Source organism: Desulfitibacter sp. BRH_c19 (assembly GCA_001515945.1).
In the GTDB taxonomy this organism is placed as follows: domain Bacteria; phylum Bacillota; class DSM-16504; order Desulfitibacterales; family Desulfitibacteraceae; genus Desulfitibacter.
Window position 1 is genome coordinate 1 of sequence record LOER01000006.1, and the last position, 20,585, is coordinate 20,585.

24 protein-coding genes and 1 pseudogene are annotated in these 20,585 nt (G+C 36.0%); 7 read left to right on the forward strand and 18 right to left on the reverse strand.

Annotation, left to right across the window (positions count from 1 at the left end; translation table 11 throughout):
- The 8 genes and pseudogenes from APF76_03465 to APF76_03500 form a co-directional block, all read right to left on the reverse strand.
- Nucleotides 1-585 (reverse strand): annotated as a pseudogene (locus tag APF76_03465).
- Between the two features lie 202 nt (nucleotides 586-787).
- A complete protein-coding gene (locus APF76_03470; protein ID KUO53112.1) occupies nucleotides 788-1,405 on the reverse strand; it encodes a hypothetical protein in 618 nt (205 codons plus the stop codon).
- A gap of 38 nt (nucleotides 1,406-1,443) precedes the next feature.
- A complete protein-coding gene (locus APF76_03475) occupies nucleotides 1,444-2,757 on the reverse strand; it encodes a hypothetical protein (protein ID KUO53113.1) in 1,314 nt (437 codons plus the stop codon).
- A gap of 91 nt (nucleotides 2,758-2,848) precedes the next feature.
- Nucleotides 2,849-3,775 (reverse strand): hypothetical protein, encoded by a 927-nt coding sequence (locus APF76_03480; GenBank protein KUO53114.1) that lies wholly within the window; start codon nucleotides 3,773-3,775, stop codon nucleotides 2,849-2,851.
- Nucleotides 3,776-3,866: 91 nt separating this feature from the next.
- Entirely contained in the window at nucleotides 3,867-4,601 is a 735-nt protein-coding gene (locus APF76_03485; protein ID KUO53115.1) for an ABC transporter permease, read from the reverse strand.
- A complete protein-coding gene (locus APF76_03490; protein ID KUO53116.1) occupies nucleotides 4,591-5,697 on the reverse strand; it encodes a glycine betaine ABC transporter ATP-binding protein in 1,107 nt (368 codons plus the stop codon). The genes APF76_03485 and APF76_03490 overlap by 11 nt, the downstream gene beginning before the upstream one ends.
- Before the next feature lie 48 nt (nucleotides 5,698-5,745).
- On the reverse strand, nucleotides 5,746-6,378 hold the full coding sequence (locus APF76_03495; protein KUO53161.1) for a choline ABC transporter permease: 633 nt from the start codon (nucleotides 6,376-6,378) through the stop codon (nucleotides 5,746-5,748).
- Between the two features lie 505 nt (nucleotides 6,379-6,883).
- A complete protein-coding gene (locus APF76_03500; protein ID KUO53117.1) occupies nucleotides 6,884-7,306 on the reverse strand; it encodes a hypothetical protein in 423 nt (140 codons plus the stop codon).
- 405 nt (nucleotides 7,307-7,711) lie between these two features.
- On the opposite strand from APF76_03500, the gene APF76_03505 reads away from it, so the two are divergent.
- The 3 genes from APF76_03505 to APF76_03515 all read left to right on the forward strand — a co-directional run bounded on the left by APF76_03505 (nucleotide 7,712) and on the right by APF76_03515 (nucleotide 9,456).
- A complete protein-coding gene (locus APF76_03505) occupies nucleotides 7,712-7,972 on the forward strand; it encodes a hypothetical protein (protein KUO53118.1) in 261 nt (86 codons plus the stop codon).
- A gap of 276 nt (nucleotides 7,973-8,248) precedes the next feature.
- Complete coding sequence (locus APF76_03510) at nucleotides 8,249-8,899, forward strand: hypothetical protein (GenBank protein KUO53119.1); 651 nt, start codon at nucleotides 8,249-8,251, stop codon at nucleotides 8,897-8,899.
- A gap of 101 nt (nucleotides 8,900-9,000) precedes the next feature.
- The gene (locus APF76_03515; GenBank protein ID KUO53120.1) at nucleotides 9,001-9,456 is read left to right on the forward strand and encodes a hypothetical protein; all 456 of its coding nucleotides are present in this window, start codon (nucleotides 9,001-9,003) and stop codon (nucleotides 9,454-9,456) included.
- 354 nt (nucleotides 9,457-9,810) lie between these two features.
- Here APF76_03515 and APF76_03520 read toward each other — a convergent pair whose 3' ends face one another.
- From APF76_03520 to APF76_03560, 9 genes are all read right to left on the reverse strand, one after another.
- Entirely contained in the window at nucleotides 9,811-10,089 is a 279-nt protein-coding gene (locus APF76_03520) for a hypothetical protein (GenBank protein KUO53121.1), read from the reverse strand.
- A gap of 79 nt (nucleotides 10,090-10,168) precedes the next feature.
- Entirely contained in the window at nucleotides 10,169-11,149 is a 981-nt protein-coding gene (locus tag APF76_03525; GenBank protein ID KUO53122.1) for a hypothetical protein, read from the reverse strand.
- Nucleotides 11,124-12,203 carry a hypothetical protein gene (locus APF76_03530; GenBank protein ID KUO53123.1) on the reverse strand — a complete coding sequence of 360 codons (1,080 nt, stop codon included), beginning with the start codon at nucleotides 12,201-12,203 and terminating at the stop codon, nucleotides 11,124-11,126. The genes APF76_03525 and APF76_03530 overlap by 26 nt, the downstream gene beginning before the upstream one ends.
- Nucleotides 12,204-12,215: 12 nt before the next feature.
- Nucleotides 12,216-12,779 carry a hypothetical protein gene (locus tag APF76_03535; protein ID KUO53124.1) on the reverse strand — a complete coding sequence of 188 codons (564 nt, stop codon included), beginning with the start codon at nucleotides 12,777-12,779 and terminating at the stop codon, nucleotides 12,216-12,218.
- A gap of 1 nt (nucleotide 12,780) precedes the next feature.
- Nucleotides 12,781-13,335 (reverse strand): hypothetical protein, encoded by a 555-nt coding sequence (locus APF76_03540; protein ID KUO53125.1) that lies wholly within the window; start codon nucleotides 13,333-13,335, stop codon nucleotides 12,781-12,783.
- Between the two features lie 116 nt (nucleotides 13,336-13,451).
- Complete coding sequence (locus tag APF76_03545) at nucleotides 13,452-13,994, reverse strand: hypothetical protein (GenBank protein ID KUO53126.1); 543 nt, start codon at nucleotides 13,992-13,994, stop codon at nucleotides 13,452-13,454.
- Between the two features lie 85 nt (nucleotides 13,995-14,079).
- Complete coding sequence (locus tag APF76_03550) at nucleotides 14,080-14,763, reverse strand: hypothetical protein (GenBank protein ID KUO53127.1); 684 nt, start codon at nucleotides 14,761-14,763, stop codon at nucleotides 14,080-14,082.
- Nucleotides 14,764-14,776: 13 nt separating this feature from the next.
- The gene (locus APF76_03555; GenBank protein KUO53128.1) at nucleotides 14,777-15,055 is read right to left on the reverse strand and encodes a hypothetical protein; all 279 of its coding nucleotides are present in this window, start codon (nucleotides 15,053-15,055) and stop codon (nucleotides 14,777-14,779) included.
- A gap of 58 nt (nucleotides 15,056-15,113) precedes the next feature.
- Complete coding sequence (locus APF76_03560) at nucleotides 15,114-15,350, reverse strand: hypothetical protein (protein ID KUO53129.1); 237 nt, start codon at nucleotides 15,348-15,350, stop codon at nucleotides 15,114-15,116.
- Between the two features lie 243 nt (nucleotides 15,351-15,593).
- Between APF76_03560 and APF76_03565 the strand changes: the two genes are divergently transcribed.
- From APF76_03565 to APF76_03580, 4 genes are all read left to right on the forward strand, one after another.
- A complete protein-coding gene (locus APF76_03565) occupies nucleotides 15,594-16,172 on the forward strand; it encodes a hypothetical protein (GenBank protein ID KUO53130.1) in 579 nt (192 codons plus the stop codon).
- 3 nt (nucleotides 16,173-16,175) lie between these two features.
- Nucleotides 16,176-16,595, forward strand: a complete 420-nt coding sequence (locus tag APF76_03570) for a hypothetical protein (GenBank protein ID KUO53131.1) — start codon at nucleotides 16,176-16,178, stop codon at nucleotides 16,593-16,595.
- 11 nt (nucleotides 16,596-16,606) lie between these two features.
- Entirely contained in the window at nucleotides 16,607-17,308 is a 702-nt protein-coding gene (locus APF76_03575) for a hypothetical protein (protein ID KUO53132.1), read from the forward strand.
- A gap of 69 nt (nucleotides 17,309-17,377) precedes the next feature.
- Nucleotides 17,378-17,761, forward strand: coding sequence for a sporulation protein (locus APF76_03580; GenBank protein ID KUO53133.1), 384 nt, complete (start codon nucleotides 17,378-17,380; stop codon nucleotides 17,759-17,761).
- Nucleotides 17,762-17,917: 156 nt separating this feature from the next.
- Here the strand turns inward: APF76_03580 and APF76_03585 are convergent, their stop codons facing one another.
- The gene (locus APF76_03585; protein ID KUO53134.1) at nucleotides 17,918-20,485 is read right to left on the reverse strand and encodes a hypothetical protein; all 2,568 of its coding nucleotides are present in this window, start codon (nucleotides 20,483-20,485) and stop codon (nucleotides 17,918-17,920) included.
- Nucleotides 20,486-20,585 lie beyond the last annotated feature (100 nt).

Here is a 20,585-nt window from a genome sequence, read left to right on the forward strand (position 1 = left end):
TTCTCTTAGCTTTTCTGGGCTTCCTGCTATTGTTTCTGCTATTTTTATGGCGTTTCGTAAACCTTCCATTGTGTACATGCCGCCCATTACATGCTTGGTTGTATTTGTTAATGCCCAATAAAAACGATTTATATCTGCTGCTTCGTCTGGTACATCTGTTGGGAAGGTGTTTATTACATAGAAGGAAACGTTATCAAGATAGTCTACCATACGAGCTATATCTCTAACATCATGGGTATTTGTTTTACGTTTTTGACCATTGTCTAAATCAAGAGCATATAAAACTGTACCTCCTGTACCTAAATGGGTACGGCTTTTTTCTAGGTGGAGATCATTTTTTTCGTCCTGTCCATAAAGGACTACTTTAGATGGTGCCGACTTAATAGCAGCTTCTAGCATAGACTTTGGAATTTTAACTATTTCACCTTCTACTATAGCTCCACCCTCTGTAAATATCTGGCGTGCTCTTTCGCTTTTTATCTTCATACCTACTTCTTCTAGAATTTCTACTGTTGCTTCATGTACTGAATTAATTTGCTCTTCTGTTAATAATTTGAGTTGTCCTCCGTTTAAAGCTGGAAACATGGTTTATTGCTCCTCCTTTTATAGCATGCTTTTTACTATCTAATATAGGAGTAGCAATTTTAGTGCCAAAACCAAAAACATAGAAAAAAGCCCTAGACACTTAGAATATAAGCATCAAGGGCTTTGATATTTTGCATGTTTTCTTATTATTGTTGATAATACCTGACTGTGGATTATCAAGTTTAATACTTTTCGGCATTATTCAACAAAACAAAAAGAAGTTTTCCAATATTATCCTGCCATCTCGATAATCATCGTTATACAATTCAGGATGAAACTGAACTCCATAAACATTTCTATCTTTATCCTTTATACACTGAATAGGGGTTAAACTACTTGCTGCTAAATGGATAAATCCTGGCGACACATCCTTGATTTCACAGTAATGATGTTCATAGACTACAATGGGGGATGTAAGCCCTTTAAAAATTTTATCTTTTTGTAGCAGCTTCACCTCAACATAATCTCTTTCACTCAATTTTTCTTTTTCTATCGGACAAATATAATCCATTTTAGAGCCATAGGCCACGCCTATTAACTGCATACCTGCACATATACCCAGAAGTGGAACATTGCAATTCCTTATTAGATCATATTCACCTTGGAAAAGGGGTTCTTCATCCTTTCCCCAAGAGGAATTAAATCTTCCTGAAAGTATTATGTAATCTACAGAATAAACAGCTATGTCTTTAAAAGTTACATCGTGAAAGTGTTTTACAACAAATTCAGCATCTACTATCTGTGATATATTCTTCTTTAATTCAGGTATCCTACCAAAATCATCTTTATCTTTTTCATTATTAACAAGTAGAATTCTCAAATTAATCCCCCTAGTGTGTCCCTTTCGATTATTTGATATTATAATAATCTAAAAAGTAAGTCAAGGTCTTTAAAATTTTCCAAATTCTCCACAACTTCTACTATTTGCCCTGCTTCTCCCGTGCTCTTTACCTGTTCTGCCAGCCAGTAAAACTTGTCTTTAAGCTCTTTCTCACTTAAAGGATTATCCCAGTCTCCCTTTGCTTTGACCCTGCCTGATAAGTATGTGTCTCCTTTTTTAGTAATAATCCGAACCTCTGCTTCTGCAACCTTTGGAAAATATTCGTCAAAACGAGCATCATGTATAATTTCTATCCTCTTAAGAACCTTCAATATCTCTGGACTATTTAATGTATCATCCAAGATCTGCCTTGGGCCAACTTCACCCTCTACAATAGCTGCGGCAATAGGATATGCTATATTATATTGTGCTTCTTCAGTATTTATTGGAACAGCTGTTTTAAGCCTGGCACTTTCTTTAAAGGTATATACATTGATTTTCTCTATTTCATCCGTGTCTAAGATGTTTTTAGCCATTAACTGGAGAGTTGCTGCTATGGCAGGCTGAGCCCAACGACAACAGGCATAGGGTTTAAAGTAGAGTTTGAGAATATTATATTCTTTTCCAAGTGAATTTACATGATCTGAATAGTCATGAAATCCAAAAATACTCGGAATACCTGTAAATCCTTTGGCAGCCATTAGTGCAGAGGTTACACCTACTGGGCTCCCCCATCCTATCCCATCCTTAACCATCGATGGATAGTCAATGCAGCGCATCATAGGGTTAATGGGAGCCTGGTACTCAGCGATTCCTAGGGCATTATAAATATACTCTATATCTAACTTTAACAATTTTGCTGTAGTTGCAGCCGTCGCTATAGAACCCCAGGAACCTGAGGAATGATAAACAGGATAATAGTCATGCCAGATGATCCCTGCTCGCATTCCAACTTCATATCCCACAACAACTGCTTCTAGAAGTTCCTTGCCAGTTTTATGCTTTAGCTCTGCAACAGCAAGGGCAGCAGGAATTATTAAGGCCCCTGGGTGCCCCTTTATCGGTCTATAGCCATCATCTATATCTAATGCATTTGCCTGAAAGGCATTAGCAAATGTAGCTCCTACGCAGTTGCTTTCTCTCCCTTGTGTAATTATGGTAGAACTTTGACCCGGCCACATACTTCTAGCAAATTCCCGGGCAAGCCCTGCAACCTTTGTTTGACTACCTCCAAGAATAGCCCCTAATAAATCCAAAATACATATCTTTGCCTTAAGAATAACCTCTTCTGGTAAATTTTCATAGTCCAAGTTTTTTATGAATTTAGCTACTTTGAGATTTCCATTTCGCATAAATACTCCTCCAATAATTTCGTTTCCTTGTAAACTACTGATTATGAAAAAGTAGATAAGCTATTAAAGCTTATCTACTTTGTCTCCGTAGTTAATTTGAAAGTAAATTATTATCCAGGAGCCATTGTCTTGCTACATCTTCTGGTTCTTCACCTTCAATATCTACAAGATAATTCATTTGAGTCATGGTTTCAGTATCAAGTAATGGCCCTGCATCTCCTAAAAGTTGCTCAATCTCTGGCATATTTTCTAAAGTATCCTGCCTAATAACTACTGATGGATTATATACAGGGAAAAACTTTTTGTCATCTTGAAGGTTTATCAAGTCAAAGTCAGCTATTCTTCCATCTGTTGCAAAACCCATTGCACAAGGTACTAAGCCATCCCTCAAAGCACCATAAGTTATACCAATATCCATTATTTCTACATCAGTAAATTTAAACCCATAAACATTTTCTAATTCAGGTAATCCGTCAGGTCTTATAGCAAATTCATGGTCTGTTCCAAATATCGCTTCATTACCTTGGTTAATATAATCTCCTAATTGAGAGATAGTTTCTATACCTAATTCACTAGCTTGATCCTTATTCATCATTAATGTATACGTATTATCAAATTGTGCATAAGGCAACCAAACCATGCCATTTCCCAAATCTTCTTCCTTCACTTTTTGATACGCCTCTTCAGAATCTGTTAGTGCTTCTTCGTGTCCTAAGGCCACCAACCATGCTGTACCTGTATATTCCCAGTAGAGATCAATTTCACCACTTTCTAAGGCTTCCCTGCAAACAGTTGTTCCACCTAAACCAGTCCTATCTTCAACTTCATATCCGTTATCTTCTAAAATCTGTATAGCAATTTGACCAAGTATTAGCTGCTCTGTAAATTCCTTTGAACCAATTTTTACTGTACCTTTTACATCTGCTCCATCATCACCATCATCCGTTTGACCGCAGCCTACAACCAGTACCAGCGCCAACAAAACAATCAATAAAACAGACAGCCATTTTTTTCCCATTATCCTCTTTAACCTCCCCTTTAAATTTTATTTCTTATTTTTTATGTAACTATTCAGGTGCCCTCTTAACTTCTGCCTGAATAATTAAGCATTATGCCTCACTTTTTAATCTAGCTTCCACACTCCCCAAAACATTATCAAGTAAAATTGCTAACAGGGCACTTAAAATGGCACCTGCCAAAATTATATGAGTTCGCATTAAGCTCAAACCTGTTACAATTAAATCTCCCAGTCCCCCTGCACCAATAAATGTAGAAAGAGTTGCAACTCCAACAGATATTACTATAGAAGTTCGAATTCCCGCAAACATAATAGATAGTGCTAATGGAAGCTCAATTCTGGTAAGTATTCTTAATGGGGTCATTCCCATCCCCTTTGCAGCATCAATAATATCTTCATTAATGCTCTGTATGCCAATTGAAGTGTTTCTTAAAATTGGTAACAAAGCATACAACCACAATGCAAAAACCGCAGTTTTGAAACCAATACCTAAAAACACATAGCTTAAGGCTAAGACTGCCAGGCTCGGTACTGTCTGTGTAATATTTACAATACTATCAACTATAGGGGTTAGAACCCTAAATTTTTGTCTTGTAATCAATATGCCAAGTGGAACGGCTGTCATAATAGCTAAGGAAGACGCAATTACTACTAAATTTATATGCTGCCTCAACATTTTTAAGATACCTTTATACGTTAGAATTCTAGCCCCCATAGCCCCACCAGGGTTATTGACAAAATATATAATTGTAATGGTCATAATTAAAGCAACCACAGCAGGAACAACAAAAGGCCTGTAATTAAAATTCTCTGATCTATTCTTCACTAGGCTTCACCGCCTTAAATATATCATCTATAGAAATAGCACCAAGCAATTCTCCTTCCTTATTTAGTACCACTATATAACTCTCCCCAAAGTTTAACATCAATGAAAGAGCATCATTTAAAGTTGCACCTTCTTCGATACAGTTTTCAGTAGCTATGCACGCGTCTCCTACCCATTGTGCATCATCTTTTAAATCTTCTTTTGTAACAATACCCTTAAACTTTCCATTACTAGAGCATACAGCTACAATTCCCAACTCACTTGAAGCCAAAAGTTCTTTAACATTATCAATTCCTTCATTTTCTGAAACAATAGGTATTCTAGGTTTAACCACTTCTCTTATTCGCATAAGATGCAGCCGTTTAATAGATCTGTTGCGACCCACTAAACTAATAACAAAATCATTTACAGGCATACTAAGCAATTGATCTGGTGTAGAATATTGAACAAGCTTGCCTTCCGATAAAACTGCAATCATATCTCCCATTTTAATTGCTTCATCAATGTCATGTGTTACAAAAATAATTGTTTTTTTCATTTGTGCTTGCAGTCGTAAAAATTCATTCTGTAGCTTAGCTCTTGTTATGGGATCAACTGCACCAAATGGTTCATCCATTAACATTATTGGAGGTTTAGCAGCCATGCCCCTGGCAACTCCAACCCGTTGTCTTTGTCCACCACTTAAAGCTGAAGGCCTTCTATATCTATAAATTTCAGGATCTAAACCCACTATCTGTAATAGTTCATCTACTCTAGGCTTTATTTCTTTCATTGGCCACTTTTTTTCCTTTAATACTGTAGCAACATTATCTGCTATGCTCATATGAGGAAACAATCCAATTCCTTGAATTACATATCCTATATCAAGCCTTAATTTTATTGGATCTATTTTAGAACTTTCCTGTCCGTTAATATATATTTCGCCATGGGTAGGTTCTATTAAACGGTTTACCATCCTCATTGATGTTGTTTTTCCACATCCAGATGGCCCAACTAGAACACAAATATTGCCCTTTGGTACATCTAGTGATAAATCATCAACAGCCCTGGTATTGCCCTTCACAAATATCTTAGTCACATTCTTAAATCTGATCATATTAACCCTCCCACTCACTAAGTCGTATTGTTTAAGTATGTATAAAATCTAGCTCTGACGCTTAATCATTCTTTTTTCCAACCAGCCCAGGCCATAGTCAGCAACTATGGCTAAAATAGCAATTAAAATGGCTCCAGTAATAATCATTTGTGGATTAGTTCGTGAAATACCTCTAAATATTAGCTCACCTAAACCTCTAGCCCCAATATATGACGCAATAGCTCCAATGCCAACCACCATTACTACAGCTGTTCGTATTCCTGCAATGATAACAGGTAAAGACATAGGAACTTTTATGCGACTCAAAATACTTATTTCTGTCATCCCCATTCCCTTTGCTGCTTCAAGAATATCGGGTTCAATGTTTTTTATTCCCACATATGTATTTCGTACGATAGGTAACAATGAATAAACAATTAAAGCTACCAAAGCATTCCTAAATCCTATTCCTAGGATAGGTAATAATAGGGCCATTAAAGCTATACTGGGTACTGTCATCATGATTTGAGTAAATGGTAAAATTACATTTGCAAGCTTCTCGTTATAAGAGCAAAATAACCCTAATGTAATTCCTAAAACTATCGCAACTAGGACTGCAAGAAAGACCAATCCAGCATGGTCAATCACAAGCTCTATAATGGCATCTTGTCTCCTAATCATATAGTCACATAACGCTGTCATACTTTCCCATGCACCTGTCATGCTTCATCCTCCCATCGGTTAGTTGCTTATCTAAACTCTAACTGTAATTATTAGCATGATTAGTCCGTTTGTACAATTTATACTTGAAATTTATAGTTATTCCTATTTTAACAATGAGCGCCCTTTTTAAAGAAATTCATATATAAATTATGCAAGTTTTATTCCACTTAAAATATTTAGTTAATTCCAAATTTTTTAATAATACAATGGCGCATAATTTATCCTCTTTCTTAATATTAGCCGCCATTCTATTGTAAATAATCGCGAAATCCTACCTATATCAAAAGGTAGCATGTTTTATTATTATTGAAAAATCACTATATACTTTTATTATTTTTAATAAACTTTTCTTAAACACACCATGGACGCCATTTGCATTAGTATAATTACAAGATTTATTTCTAATTATAAAGCCTCTGTTTTTGGCAGAAAAAAACTCAGCAGTTTAATGCTGAGCATTCTGATTGCCTTAATCTATTTTTTCTTAAAGTCTTTGGATTATTTCATCATGGGGATGACCATAGCTGTTATCCTTACCCGCTGAATATATGGCCACCTCAGGTTTAACCTTATCTAGAAAATCCCTCGAATTTGAAGTTCTTGATCCATGATGTCCCAGCTGGATAATCTGTGCCTTCAGGTTATACCCCCTATCAATAATCTGTCTTTCTACTGGTGTTTCCACATCCCCTGTAAACATAAACCCTATTTCTCCATAAACAATCCTAACCGCAAGGCTTCCTACATGGAAATCTCCTGTAAGAGTATTGGGGTTTAATACCTCAATGACACTAGAGCCAATTTTATATGTTTCTCCTGCCCTGGGTTCGTTGTAGTCTACACCACTATCTAAAATAGCATCTAATACCCTTTCAAAGGTCTTTGATCTATGGGTATCCCCAGACATCCCAAACTTCGGCAACCTTAAATTCCTTTAGTACTTTATCTAGCTGTCCTATGTGATCTTTATATATAGACAATTACTAGTAAACGCCGAGATTTAAAGTATTTATCTTTGCATACTTCGTTCATATCGAAAACCAAGTATTTCCCTATTTGTGTTTAAAAATAGAAATGTATAGTTTAAGGATTTCAAATGGATAATTTCACTCGATATTGAATTTAAGGACTAAAATAAAAAAATGTTTTATATAAATTGGAATGCCCAGTCTATGGAAATTATTAGATTGTATTTTTTATTATCCGTAGCTAAAACATAATAATAAGCAAGGAGAAATTTTTAATAAAAAAAGTAAAAGACCGAATTCTACTAGGAGCAATTACTGGAGCACTGGTATCTGCACCTCTTCAAGTGTTTGATATTTGGATACACAAGCGTGGAATGACAGGAACTGGTTATGCTGCATGGAGTTCATTATATGGTGTCCTCGCAAGAATGGGTGCTAGTTGCGTATATCCCATGGATGAAGACACTAATCTTAATGGTCTAATTTGTCATACTGTTTATGGTCTAGTTACTAGTGAGGCTGCTGTAAGATTAGGAGATGAGAGTTTATTTAAGCCTAGTCAAGCAAAGAACAGTTTTTTAAGTGACCCTACTGATGAAAACTAGTGATAGAAACCTAGTATTTTTACTCAATTTATTGCTAGCCTATTGAAATACAAAGGGTAGCCTAAATTACATAAAGAAAATACCTTAAATGATTGAGAAATAGCTAATGCTATTATTTATCAACAAAACTAGTACTCTTAAAGGTAGCTCTTAGACATTAAAATCAATCCATGCAATCTACTAAGTGCAAGGTTTAGTTCATATACAGCTTGTACACACGCAATTTCCAGAAACCAATACTGCATGATTTAACATATCAATTGGGAGGTAAATAATTTGAACAAAGGCAAAGATGTTTTCATTTTGTGGGTTATAGCTGGCATAACAGGTGTAATTGCTCGTGATATATATAGTGTTTTTGCAAAAATGATTGGTTTTGCCGACTTTTATATATGGAGTGTTGGAGCTGCCTTAATGATAGAACAGAAGCAAATACAAACAATTTCGGGAACGATAGTGGGATTATTGATAGATATTGTTGTCGGAGCTATGTTTGGCGTCATCATAGGTTTACTGATAGAAAGGCGGGGGAAAAGTGGCTATATCATTAAAGGTTGGGGTGTTGGGTTAGCCGCTTGGATGTTTTTTTATGGTATCCTTTACCACAACCTGCCTTTTACCACAGGTTCAGCACCAAGTGATCCGTTATCAAACTTAAGTGCATTCATTGGACATTCAATCTTTGGAATTGTAGGAGCTGTAGTGTATGTGAATATCTTAGGCAAAAAATTTGCTGAAACATACAATATTAACTCCTATTCTGATAGTGATAATAATGTATCAGAGTGTAAGAAGAAGCCAATGAGGTTTAAGGTATCCGTACAACCAGTAGCTAAAAAGATTATTATAAAGAAACCAAGTAAACTTATGAGCTTCAAGAAGTCTAAAAAAAGCATGATAAAACAAGTCTTGGAAAAACTAAAATGAATGTGGATTAGCTTATACATAATGTTAGACATCTGTAAGACAAGAAAAATGTATTAAGTCTAATAAACAATAAATATTGGCGATATAGGAGGAACTCTTCTATGGATAGATTTCATCGTGGATTAGTGGCAGGTATAGTTGGTGGAGTGGCTATGAACCTATGGACTGCTTTTGCAGTCACAATTCTAAACTTAGAAATTATTAGATTTATTGATTGGGCAGGTGTCATACTGTATGGTTCACCACCTGACACGCATTTTAAAGGCTTCTATGCTTTAATAATCCAGTTAACATGGGTAGGCTTGCTTGGGGTAGTGTTCGCCTACTTAATGCGTTATACAACATCAAGAGGATATTTAATAAAGGGAGCATTTTATGGAGTTGTAGTAGGTCTAATAATTTATGCTATCCCAACTATTTTTCAGACACCTCATATTGCTAATGCAAGTATAGAAACAGTTTTGTCTAATCACACAGGGGGACTCATTTGGGGCTTATTAATGGCACAAACACTTCGCTGGCTTGATAAGAGAGGTTCCTTAGAAACGGTGGACTAACCTGTCCCGACTTTCTTTGTGAAAATTATATTTTATTCTTTGGGGTGCATTAGCTGGGTCCCTCAGATAGTTAGACTGTATCTTATTAAAAAGATTCATTAGCCATAAGTGATAATTTAACTCCAAAATAGATACTACTTAATATAATGATCAGTAATTGCATAACCAATGATAGTTTGGTGAAAATGCTTATTATTAGGTATTCCAAAGGATGAAAATAAGGTAATTGATCATGAATAAAAAATTAGAAAAGACCTTATCAAGAAAGGAGATATCCTGTGCCAATTTCCATATTCAAACAATCAAAGGGGCAAAAAGAACAAATAGATATTAAAGAATCAATGTAGTGAACCTCTAATATTTCTCCGCTTTCGTCCACATCACTTGGCTCAGATTTATTACTAGTTTCATTTTGCTATAATTAATAGCAGCTTCCTTTTCATCTTCTTGATTAGTGTTTGATTCCTCTACATCTATACCTTCCTCAATAAGAATATCTCCATTTTCTAGCATTTCCTGTTCTGAACCAGAATCAATAACGGCTGCAGCAAAGAATGTGAGAAAGGCTATCGTAAAGATAGCCTTATTTCTCTTTGCTTTTCCAGTTTTTTTAATTAACGTTACCAAAAACATTACTAAGAAAACCTAAGGGGGTTAGTAAACCTGCTATTCCCATTAATGCATACATATTATAGTTCGACTCCTTTGCCAGTTAGTTGCCTTTATTTCCCCAAGTACTAGTTCCAAATTTGGAAGTAACAACTGCACCTAGTACTAAGGATTTGACAAAGAATAGTATTACTACTCCTGCAAAGGGTATTTGCCTAAACAAAGCGATTATGATCAAACCTACTAATACTGCTATTCCCAAACTAATATTGTGACCAAGCCTGTTAAAGAGCTTTCTTCCTAGTAATAGGCCAAGTGCCGCAAGACCCATTAACTGAGTAAACCATAATGCCAGCCAGAATATGGGTATCAATGGAATTCCAAGAATGGTTATTAAAAGTGCAATGGTAATTGGAAGAGCCAAGAGCTTTATAAGAAGACCTATTCCAAAGGATTTGGGTCCATCATTACAAATTCTGTCAATTATATTTTCAGTATTCCTTGGCAGTAAAATGGCAATTAACCAGCCAAGTGCAACCATCAGAATGCTACCAACAATTTTGATCCACCAGGTTATTCCTGTAAACACATCATGGCTGGTATCTCTGAAAAAATGAGGGCTCTTTATAATAATGTCAGATGGATTATTATAAATTTTAATCTCTCCACTTACTGTGGCACTAGGATGCTTGCTTACTTTTCCGCCTAGGACAACTATGTCTCCATTTACTACAGCATTTTCTCCTAAGGCAACTCCACCCCCAAAAGCAACTACATTTCCTGCAACTGGTCCATCTAGATTGACGCCACCGCCAAAGGCTACTGTATCACCTTTTATAATTCCTGTGGATCTCACAGACCCACCAAAGGCAACTACGCTATTGACTGCACCTTCAACTTTAACAGGCCCTCCAAATGCGACCACATTTTGAGCTGTTTGTTCGTCTCCAACCTTAACTCCCCCGCCAAATCTTACAATATCATCGGCAGCAAAAGTTGCGGTTGGCATTAATAGCATTGCACCTAATAGCAATAGGCAAAATATAAAAATTTTATTATTATTTCTCATCATTATTTTCTTCATCACTTTCCTCCTCCACATCCTTAATCTCTTGCGAAATATCTTCAGAAACATCTTCCTTGTTTCTATTATCAGTTTCATTCCCTGTTAGCGAAGCAGGAGTAGACACTTGAACTAGTTTCTCTTTTTTTGCAAACCATGGTCTATTTGTACCAAATTTTGTAGTCAAGATAACTCCCAGACCAAAAATTGCGATTACCGGGATGACTAACCAGCCCACTATTGGTGCTTTGCTAACAAGCCACAGCACGAAGATACCCAGTAGCCCTTCAACCAATAAGTTTGGCTCCTTTGCCCAGTTAAAGGTATTTCTTAGTATAGGCCTTAATCTAGCACTACCAAGTGCCACAGCAGACACCAATGCGCCAAGTAAAATGATAACAGGTACCAGTATACCCATCAATATTGCTACCGGAATACCTATTATTGTTAATGTAAGTACCAGCATTGTAAATGGATATATAATCCAAGCTGCCAGACCTATTAAGAATGTTCTAAATAAATCTTTACTAAGCTCTAATGACATTGTATTAAGATGCCTGGGAAATATACTTGCTCCTAAGGCAATTAAACCCAGAAGTCCAAGTAACTGCATTATTGAAGAAAAAAAGGTATTAGTACCTCCGCTTCGATAATTGTGATTTACTACGCTTGGGTTTGTAGGCACAAAATTATCATGTGTTCTAGAATACTTTTCTAAAACTTCTAATTCTCCAAGATTTTCAGCAGCAACTATTTTGCCACCAATTACAGCAGTATCCTTTTTTAACACATCACCTTTGAATACTACCACATCACCTGTAACTACCGAGCCATCTGACAGGGTAACATTTCCCAAAAAGCTGACCACGTCTCCCTGTACGTGACCCAAAACTGTAATGTCACCATTAAAGCTTACAACAGCACCACTTACTACATCCTCTTCACCTATAACAATGTCTCCGCCAAATTGTACTATATCATTCTTATGCTCCTCTGCAAGAGAAATTCCTGCGGGAACAAGTAGGATTATTAATAGTACTGCAATAAATAATATGCTTCTATGTCCTCTTTTCATTACCTTCATCTCCTAATTTAATATAAATCTTTCTCTTGTTTTTAACAAATATATTAACGCAGCAAAACAAGCGATAATAACTACCGTTACTTGAATAAAATTAGTTAGTATAAATAATAAGCTTTGCTCCCAGAATGTACTAAACAGAACAACCCAATAGGCAATATCTTTTATTAGGCCTATTGCCTGAGTCACAATTAAACCCTGGGATATGGTCACCCAGAAACCGGGTAAAACCAGAACTCCCCAGACACCTAATGTTAATATTACTACCCCCGTTATTAGAACCAATACCCAATTTGGTAGTTTTGGAAACACCATGCTCGTAGAAAAACTCTCAGCCATCTCTGTTTCAGTTTGCATCAGTAGTTCCCAATCAATGGTTGAAAAGTCTACAGGTAACTCCACTACATCCATTTCAAAAAGACCATTCTCAATCTGTTGTAATTCAAACCATAAGGATGAGCAGGTAGGACACTGCTGGCAATGGGAATCAATAATTTCTCTTTGCTTAAGCATTTTCTCAGGTTCATCTAATACTTGATGCATTAATAATCCAATATTTTTGCAGTCCATTCTACCCACTCCCTTCTCTTTTGGTTTCTAAAAGATGACCCCTTAACATTTCTCTTGCTCGATAAAGCTTTGTTTTTACCGTACTAACTGGTTGCTTTAAAATATCTGCTATTTCCTCAAATGTTAATTCATTTATATATTTTAAAATTACTACCACCCTGTAAGACTCAGGCAGAAGATTGATCTTTGAATTAATATCCTGACTTAGTTCCTTAACTTCAAATGCTTTCTCCGGCAGCAAGTCAGCTCTCTTTTCTATTTGGATTGCTTGATCTTCCTTCAGCATTAGCAATTCTTTTTTCTTTCGCAAATAGTCAATGCATGTATTTGTAGCAATACGGTAAATCCAGGTTGTTATTTTAACACTTCTATCATAGGTGGCAAAACTTTTATATACCTTTAAAAAGATCTCCTGAGTCAGATCCTTTGCCTCTTCCTTGTCTCCTACCATTTTAACTGCCAGTCTGTATACTGGCACCTGTAGTTGTTTAACAAGGACATTGAAGTATTCTTTTTGACCTTTAAAAATCTTTTCTACACAAACATCTAAATCCAACCCAGATCCCTTCCTTCGCCACCTACTAATCTATACGAATACGTTCCATAAATAGTTTCATTTTATCTTTTAAAAAAATTAAGAAAAAAAAAGCCACTTAAGTGTGACTTTTTCTTCTAATTTTGCCAAAACTCCTCTTCATCCCAAAATGCTATACCAGACAGACCAGAAAATTCATCTAAACGAGAGTTTACCAGTTCTCCACCTTTAAAAAATAGGTATAAGCCTGTTGGATCTTCATCAAATGGATGATATACCCACATTTCCTTACTATTTTCTGGATTTGCTGCAATACTCCTAACAAGTACAGGCGGCTCTCCAAGGGTTTCTCTTATTTCACTTATAGATTTACCCAGAAGAGTTGTCTCTTCAGCTGCAGGAAAGAATTGTTCCCAACCAGCTTTAGGTTTACGAGATATTTCAGTTTCAGTTGGAACCTGATCATTTGGAACCTGATCATCTGGTGATTCGTTTGGCTCTTCGTCCGGCGGGTCTTTTACTTGGCCTTCCTCTACCTGCTGCCTCAATTCTACTATCTCTTGATTAAGTCTATCGACTTCATCAGTCCAAGTAGAATTTTGCCACCAGTAAACTCCACCACCAATAATAATTGCTGTTATTAAGACAGCAGCTAAGATACTTCCAAGATTCCTATCCATATCTTATCTCCTTCATTAAAGATGATATCACCTTTTTATTCTATTTTAACAGCAATGCCTAAATACTATACAAAAATTTAGTTCACTATTTAGCATACTTTTCATTATATAGTTTTTCATCATAAGGAGCTTTTCTTCCTGGACATTCTTCTTTTGGACAAAGCATGCAGTTCTTATAATTTGTTTCTGTTGGAAAATATATGCCAGATACTGATTTAATAGGTGTCATGAGAAAACTAGATTTAAGCTCCACGCCGATTAGTTCCTTAGGATCATCTAGAAGTTGAAAAAGTTCCTTTTGTTGACTAATGGGCCAGTCCCCCAATGAGCCTGGATTCATTTCTGCAATTTTACCCATTTCATACTTATCCTTTAAATGCTTAGTAAGGGCATTCCTTGCCGACCTTAACCCTAGTTCCTTAATTGCATCTACCCAAAATACTTCTAGCATATCTGTAAAACCTTCTGACCATTTTTCCAATTCATACCCACAGGTAGCAACATATGCGAATACCCTGTTCACTTTTTCTAAGTTAACACGTAAGACACGACTGGAAAACTTTATCCCATCAATAACAACAGTATCATCACCTTTGTCCTCTATATATGCTAATTTATATAGAACCTTCAAATTTGCAACATTTTCTGCTTCCTGGACAAGTTGTTTTAATCGTTTTACATAAGAAGTGCCTTCTTTGATACGTAATCTGGTAAGTAACTCTTCAAAATCCAAATCAAATTTAATATTTTCTATTATAGTAAAGCCCAATTTTAAATCCCCCCTATTTTTCTTCTTTGCTTTTCTCAATAGATAATGCTGTTGTTAAAGAAGACATAGCTACCAGCACCCCGAAAAAGGCATAAAACATAAAAGTGGCACTTTGAGCACCATCAGATAATATAGCCCTAACTCCCATACCACAAGCTAAGATAAGTCCCACTAACACAGGTACATACTTTACCTTTTTATTATTATCATATTTTTTGGCTAAACTAAAGGTTAAGGAAGATGATATAAATACGCTTATTAAAGCATAGGCAAAAAATTCAAGTTTACTCATACTGGTTCCTCCCTCCCATAATATAAATTGTTTGTTTTACAACACGCAAACGACTGGTTCAACCTCCGGCTCGCATAAACTTCAAGCGAAAATCAGCTAGCAAATCTTTCAAGGATTCTTTGGGAGCAGTAAAAGCTATTTCAACAGCTATCAGTTTTATTGAACACAATACACATGGTTTTTCATCACCAAGCTCAACTAGCCAATCTGAACCATAAAACCTTTTTTCTTCGTAAGAAAACTTACTCAAGCTTTTAAAGTATTCCACAAATTCTCTCCTAGAAACACCCCTCATTTCAATTCTTTTAGTAACTATTGGTGTAACCTCCTGAATAAATAGTATTTACCTATATTTACTTAATACTATTTCTCCACATTCTCATTTATATCCTTCTAAGTAGCATTCTAAAGATCTTTATAATCATTTTTCCAAATTAATATTTGCAAATAAATATTTGCAAAAAAATTGCAATAAACTGCAACTTTTTTGTGTTTTTTAGTGTATAACATAGTTAGGGTTGTTATAAGAGGTGAAATCGTGGATATTAATGTTGGACTAGTAAAAAGGTGTAAGAATAATGACAGGGCTGCATTTGATAGTTTGCTAAGCAAATATGAGCGGTATCTATATAACATTTGTTATGGATATACCTTCAACCAGGATGAAGCACTTGATATAATGCAGGAGGTTTATATAAAAATATTTCGCCACATACATGGCTTTGATGAAACTCGCCCCTTCCTACCCTGGTTGAAAAAAATAGCTATTAATACCTGCTTAAGCTACAAAAGAGATAGTAAAAAGGTTAAGCAAATATCTTTGGATCAGGAAGCTGGTGTAAATGAAGGGTCAACCTTGTTGGATTGCCTAGCTGCTGCAGATGATACTGAAGAAACTGCACTATATAATGATACACAAGAAATAGTTATCAAATCATTGCAAACACTTCCTGACAACTATCGTATACCCTTAACCTTAAGGTATATGGAAAACATGAGCTATGAGGAAATTGCTACTGTTTTAAGGCAACCCATAGGTACTATCAAAAATAGTGTTTTTAGAGCTAGAAATCTATTGAAGAAAAGTCTTCAATCTTACGGAATACTGGAGGTATAAAAAATGTGTAAGATGGATAAAGATTTACTGCAAAAGTATATCGATAAAGATATTGCCCCACTTGAAAAAATAGTGCTGGAGAATCATCTTTTAAGTTGTCCTGAATGCCGTAAGGATATAAATCAGCTAAAGGTAATGGATTGGGACTTAAATAATCTAGATATACCTGAGGTTCCCAAAGAGCTAGCTTCTATCCGTTCCTCTGCACTAGATACTTATTTTGTAGCATTAGATAAAGAAGATACCTCCTTTGAAAGTAAGGACATCTTGAATTTTCAATATAAAAACTTAAAAAACACAGTAAGCTTTATAAACTATCTGCCCGGCAAAAAAATGGTTCAAAATGCATTTAAAAAAACAACTACAAGTAGCAATAGAGAAACAAAAAATAAGTCTTTGCTTTCTAAAATCATTGGGTTATAGGTGGTGGACCAATGTCAATAATACTTAATATAATACTTTTTTTGCTATTATTTATCTTAATTGTATTGTTAGCAGCAATGATTATTCCAATAAGATATTCTTTTAATGGAGGATATACAAATAGCCTCTACGGTTTTGGTAGTATTAGTGTATTACATTTCTGTAAAATCTTGTTTTCGTATGATACTAATGGCACTATTAGTAAAATCAACCTTTTTGGTTTTTCCATTAATATTGATCCAGAGACTGCTAAGAATAAGAAAGCAAGAGCTAAAAAATTTAAACTTAAAAAGAACCCTAAGGAAAAAGGAAAATCTAGTCAAGGTAAGGAAAGCTTCGGTTTTGTTAAGCAGCTTTTCAAAAAGGATATTCTCTTCCATGTATTATTTTTTTTAAGAGATCTAATTAATATTTTAAAACCCAAGATTTTAATGATAAAAGGCAAAATTGGTTTTTATGAACCGCATCATACAGCTTGGCTCCAGGCTATACTTTCCTCTCTCTCTGAATTAAATATTGACTCTATAATTGATGTAGAGACTGTTTGGGATGATGAGTATTATGAGGCAGAACTTGAAATAAAAGGGCGTCTGGTAATAATAGTTATAGTCGCTAGACTCCTTAGGTTTTTCATGTCAAAAAATACTTTAAAGGTATGGCGAGTATATAGAAGTGAAAAAAAGAAAAAAAATATCTTAAAACATGCAACTTAAGCTATAAATTGTGAGTATCTATAATTGTTAAGACAAAATTAAAATTTAAAAATATAAATTAGGAGGAAGATTAAAATGAACCCAACTGAAAATGTAATTAACTCTATGTTCGAGAAATTAGAAAAATTTATTCGTACTGAAACTGTAGTAGGTGAACCCATTCAAGTAGGGAATATAACCCTAATACCTATTATTACTGTATCCTTTGGCGTAGGCGCTGGAGGTGGCGGTGGTAAGGATGAAAAGGGTAATGATGGTACTGGATCTGGTGGAGGCTTAGGAGCTAAAATTCAGCCTAATGCAATGCTTGTACTAAAAAATGATGAGGTAAGTGTGCTTCCTTTAAGCAATAAGGGATCCTTAGACAAGCTGTTTGAAATGGTGCCAGACATAATCTCTAAAATGGATTGCTGCAGTCCAAAGAATGAAAAAGAAGAGAAAGAAACAGAATAACCTAAAAAACAAGGACGGCCCTAAATTCCCAAAGAATTAGGGCCGTCCTGAATGTTTAGATCATTTCCATTGTTACCTTAGTTTTTGGTTCGCACATACTCTATAAATAAACTCTCCCTCCATATTTTGCAGGGAGAGTTTATTTCTAATTTGGATCTATTCTAATGTTATCTTTTTTGTCTCTGGATCCCATTGGATAGATAAGTCTAAGCTTTCTGCTACTGCTCTAAGAGGTAACATAGTACGCCCATGCATTATTTGAGGTTCTACATCTAAAGAAACTGCAGTTCCATCAACCACCATAATATCTTCTCCTGGCCATAGGTCTATCCAGCGACGTTCCTTAATAACTGTTGCATTTCTAGTATCTCCATCCCAGAGTACAGAGGAACCTAACGCCTCTGATATAAATCTGACAGGGACCATGGTGCGACCTTCAATCACTACTGGAGCTACATCCATTTCAGTTTCATTACCATCAATTTTTAAGATTTTTTGTCCTATTGTAAGCTCCAGTACTTGTTGTTCTGAAGGTTCAGTCCCCTTGGTACCATAAGTAAAGGTTAAACCCTTCATTAAAATACTCCCCTGTAAGCTTCTTTGACCTTTTTGTTCTTCTGGTACAGCTAGATAAATGCGCTTAAGAGATACTGGTTTAGTTAAGTCCTTTGTACTAACCTGTAGTGTCTTCCAACCCAACCAATTAATCCCTGAGCTCAAATCAAGTCTATGAATATTTCCACTACCATCCTGGAGCTCTGCCCTTAACCATTCATTTCCTTTATTTCCATAAATACTTACGGCAAAACCTTCTGTAGTATCATCAACTGGAATACCATCTCCTACAAATCTCACATAGGCTGCGGTTGTTCCCTGGCCCTTTGTAAAGTCATATGCTAGTTTTGTTACCTGTCCTGAAGAGTTTTCTGGGTCATTAACAAGAGATATCTCACCAAGCACTCCTTGAGGAACGCCTTCATAGGAAATTCCCTGCATACTATCAAATTCTAAAACTTCCCGTTCCCCTTGAAACTGTAATACTAACGGAGCACTAAAGCCCTGGTATCTAGCAACTACAAATCCGATATCACTACCCTTAGTATCCTGTATAGTCAATACTCCTTGAGGAGAAACGTGCCCCTCTATTCCATGTACCTGCCAATCTACAAGATGAGCTGGAACCTGCCTGCTCTCACCAGACTTAGTACTTAAATTCAGCTGCAACTGCTTCTGGGATCCTGTCACATTAGCACTAGAAGTACCTGTTAATACCATTGTATTAAGATCACTTTTACCTAATACTTGAACAGGTATTTTAATGTTAGTAGAATTTACAGTAGCTTTTATTTCAGTAGCACCTTGTTTCCGAGCTATGAATTTATTTTCTTCTATGGTTCCTAGCTTTCCGGTCTCCTGCCACTGTACAGGTAATGTTTTAACGTCGACAGGGTTGTAAAATTCATCATAGCCCTTCAATGTATAATTAGTCTCTTCGTTAATTAAGAGTATCTCTGTTCCACCAATAATTAAATCTTTTAATTGTCCCTGTGGGGCCTTTGAGTAAATTCCTATTGCATTAACCACTAAACGTTCTTGGGGCTGCTCTGGTTCAAAAACTCTTTTAGTTTCCCATTCTCCAAGAGGTCTTGATACCATTGTAGTGGATCCTCCACCATCAAGGTTTAAAGCCTTCCATGCACCAATTTCCTCAAAAAATTTGGATAGGTTGGTTAGGCTTAAACCAACACTAATTGGAGTATTTCTTTCTACTCCCACAAAGTACAATGTTTGTCCATCCTTGGAGATGCCAGCAGCTGTCCTCGCACGGACTCCACTTAAACCAGAAGTATTCCTGGAATATGGAATGGCTTTCCCTTCATTTACCAGTAACGAATGTCCTCCTACTATCATGGACCAATCTCTATTAGGTTCAATAGAATATTGAATATCTATCATATCTCCAGACTGGAAGTTTTCCACCATGAAATTTGCTGCATCACCATGACCCCTCAAAATATACATTCCTTCTGGAACTGCATGGTCAAAGTATTCTCCCACTACTATTTCTACTACCTGACCATCTTTTACAAGCATCTCTGTGGGAGTTGTGGAGCCATCATGACCCCTAGTTTTTCCTCCCCAAAGGTCACTATACACGTGAAGCTTATTTGCATGACTATGACTCCCCACAGGTTCTTCCCAATATATTGTTTTATTGAGTCCTGATAGCTGAAACTCAGCTCCTGAAGAAGCGCTAACCTTTCCTTCAAAGGTAAAGGGTTCTATGTAGGCCATTCTATCCTTTGTTATACCTAGAGCAAAAATATTTTCTAGTTTTGATGGAGATGACACAAGTCTTGTGCCCATTATCATCGGACCTAATGGCGATCCTTCCCCACTCATACTATAGTAGTCCCCATTTATTGCTGCTGCTGACCCAGTATTCTTGGCCATAGCAGAAACATTTAATCTTTGAGTAAGCTTTCCAGCCCCTGGTATTACATCCACCTGAACATGGGGATTTTTCAAATCCACCTCAATAACATTAATATTTACATGACCACTAGACGTTTGCCACTGATATTCCTTGAGTACCGCCCCTGCTGTAATTGGTACAGTTTCCTTTAACTCTGGCTTTGGAGCTTCTTCTGTTTTAATTTCAGTTGCATTTACAGGTGAAACCATAAATATGGCAATTAATAATCCTACTAAAAATCTGACCACAAAAATCCTCCTCTTTATCTGCTGTTATTTTGTTGTATTACTATATGAATCAGCCCAGGGTACATAAGAAGAATATTTTGGTCCTGAACTAGTTTTATAT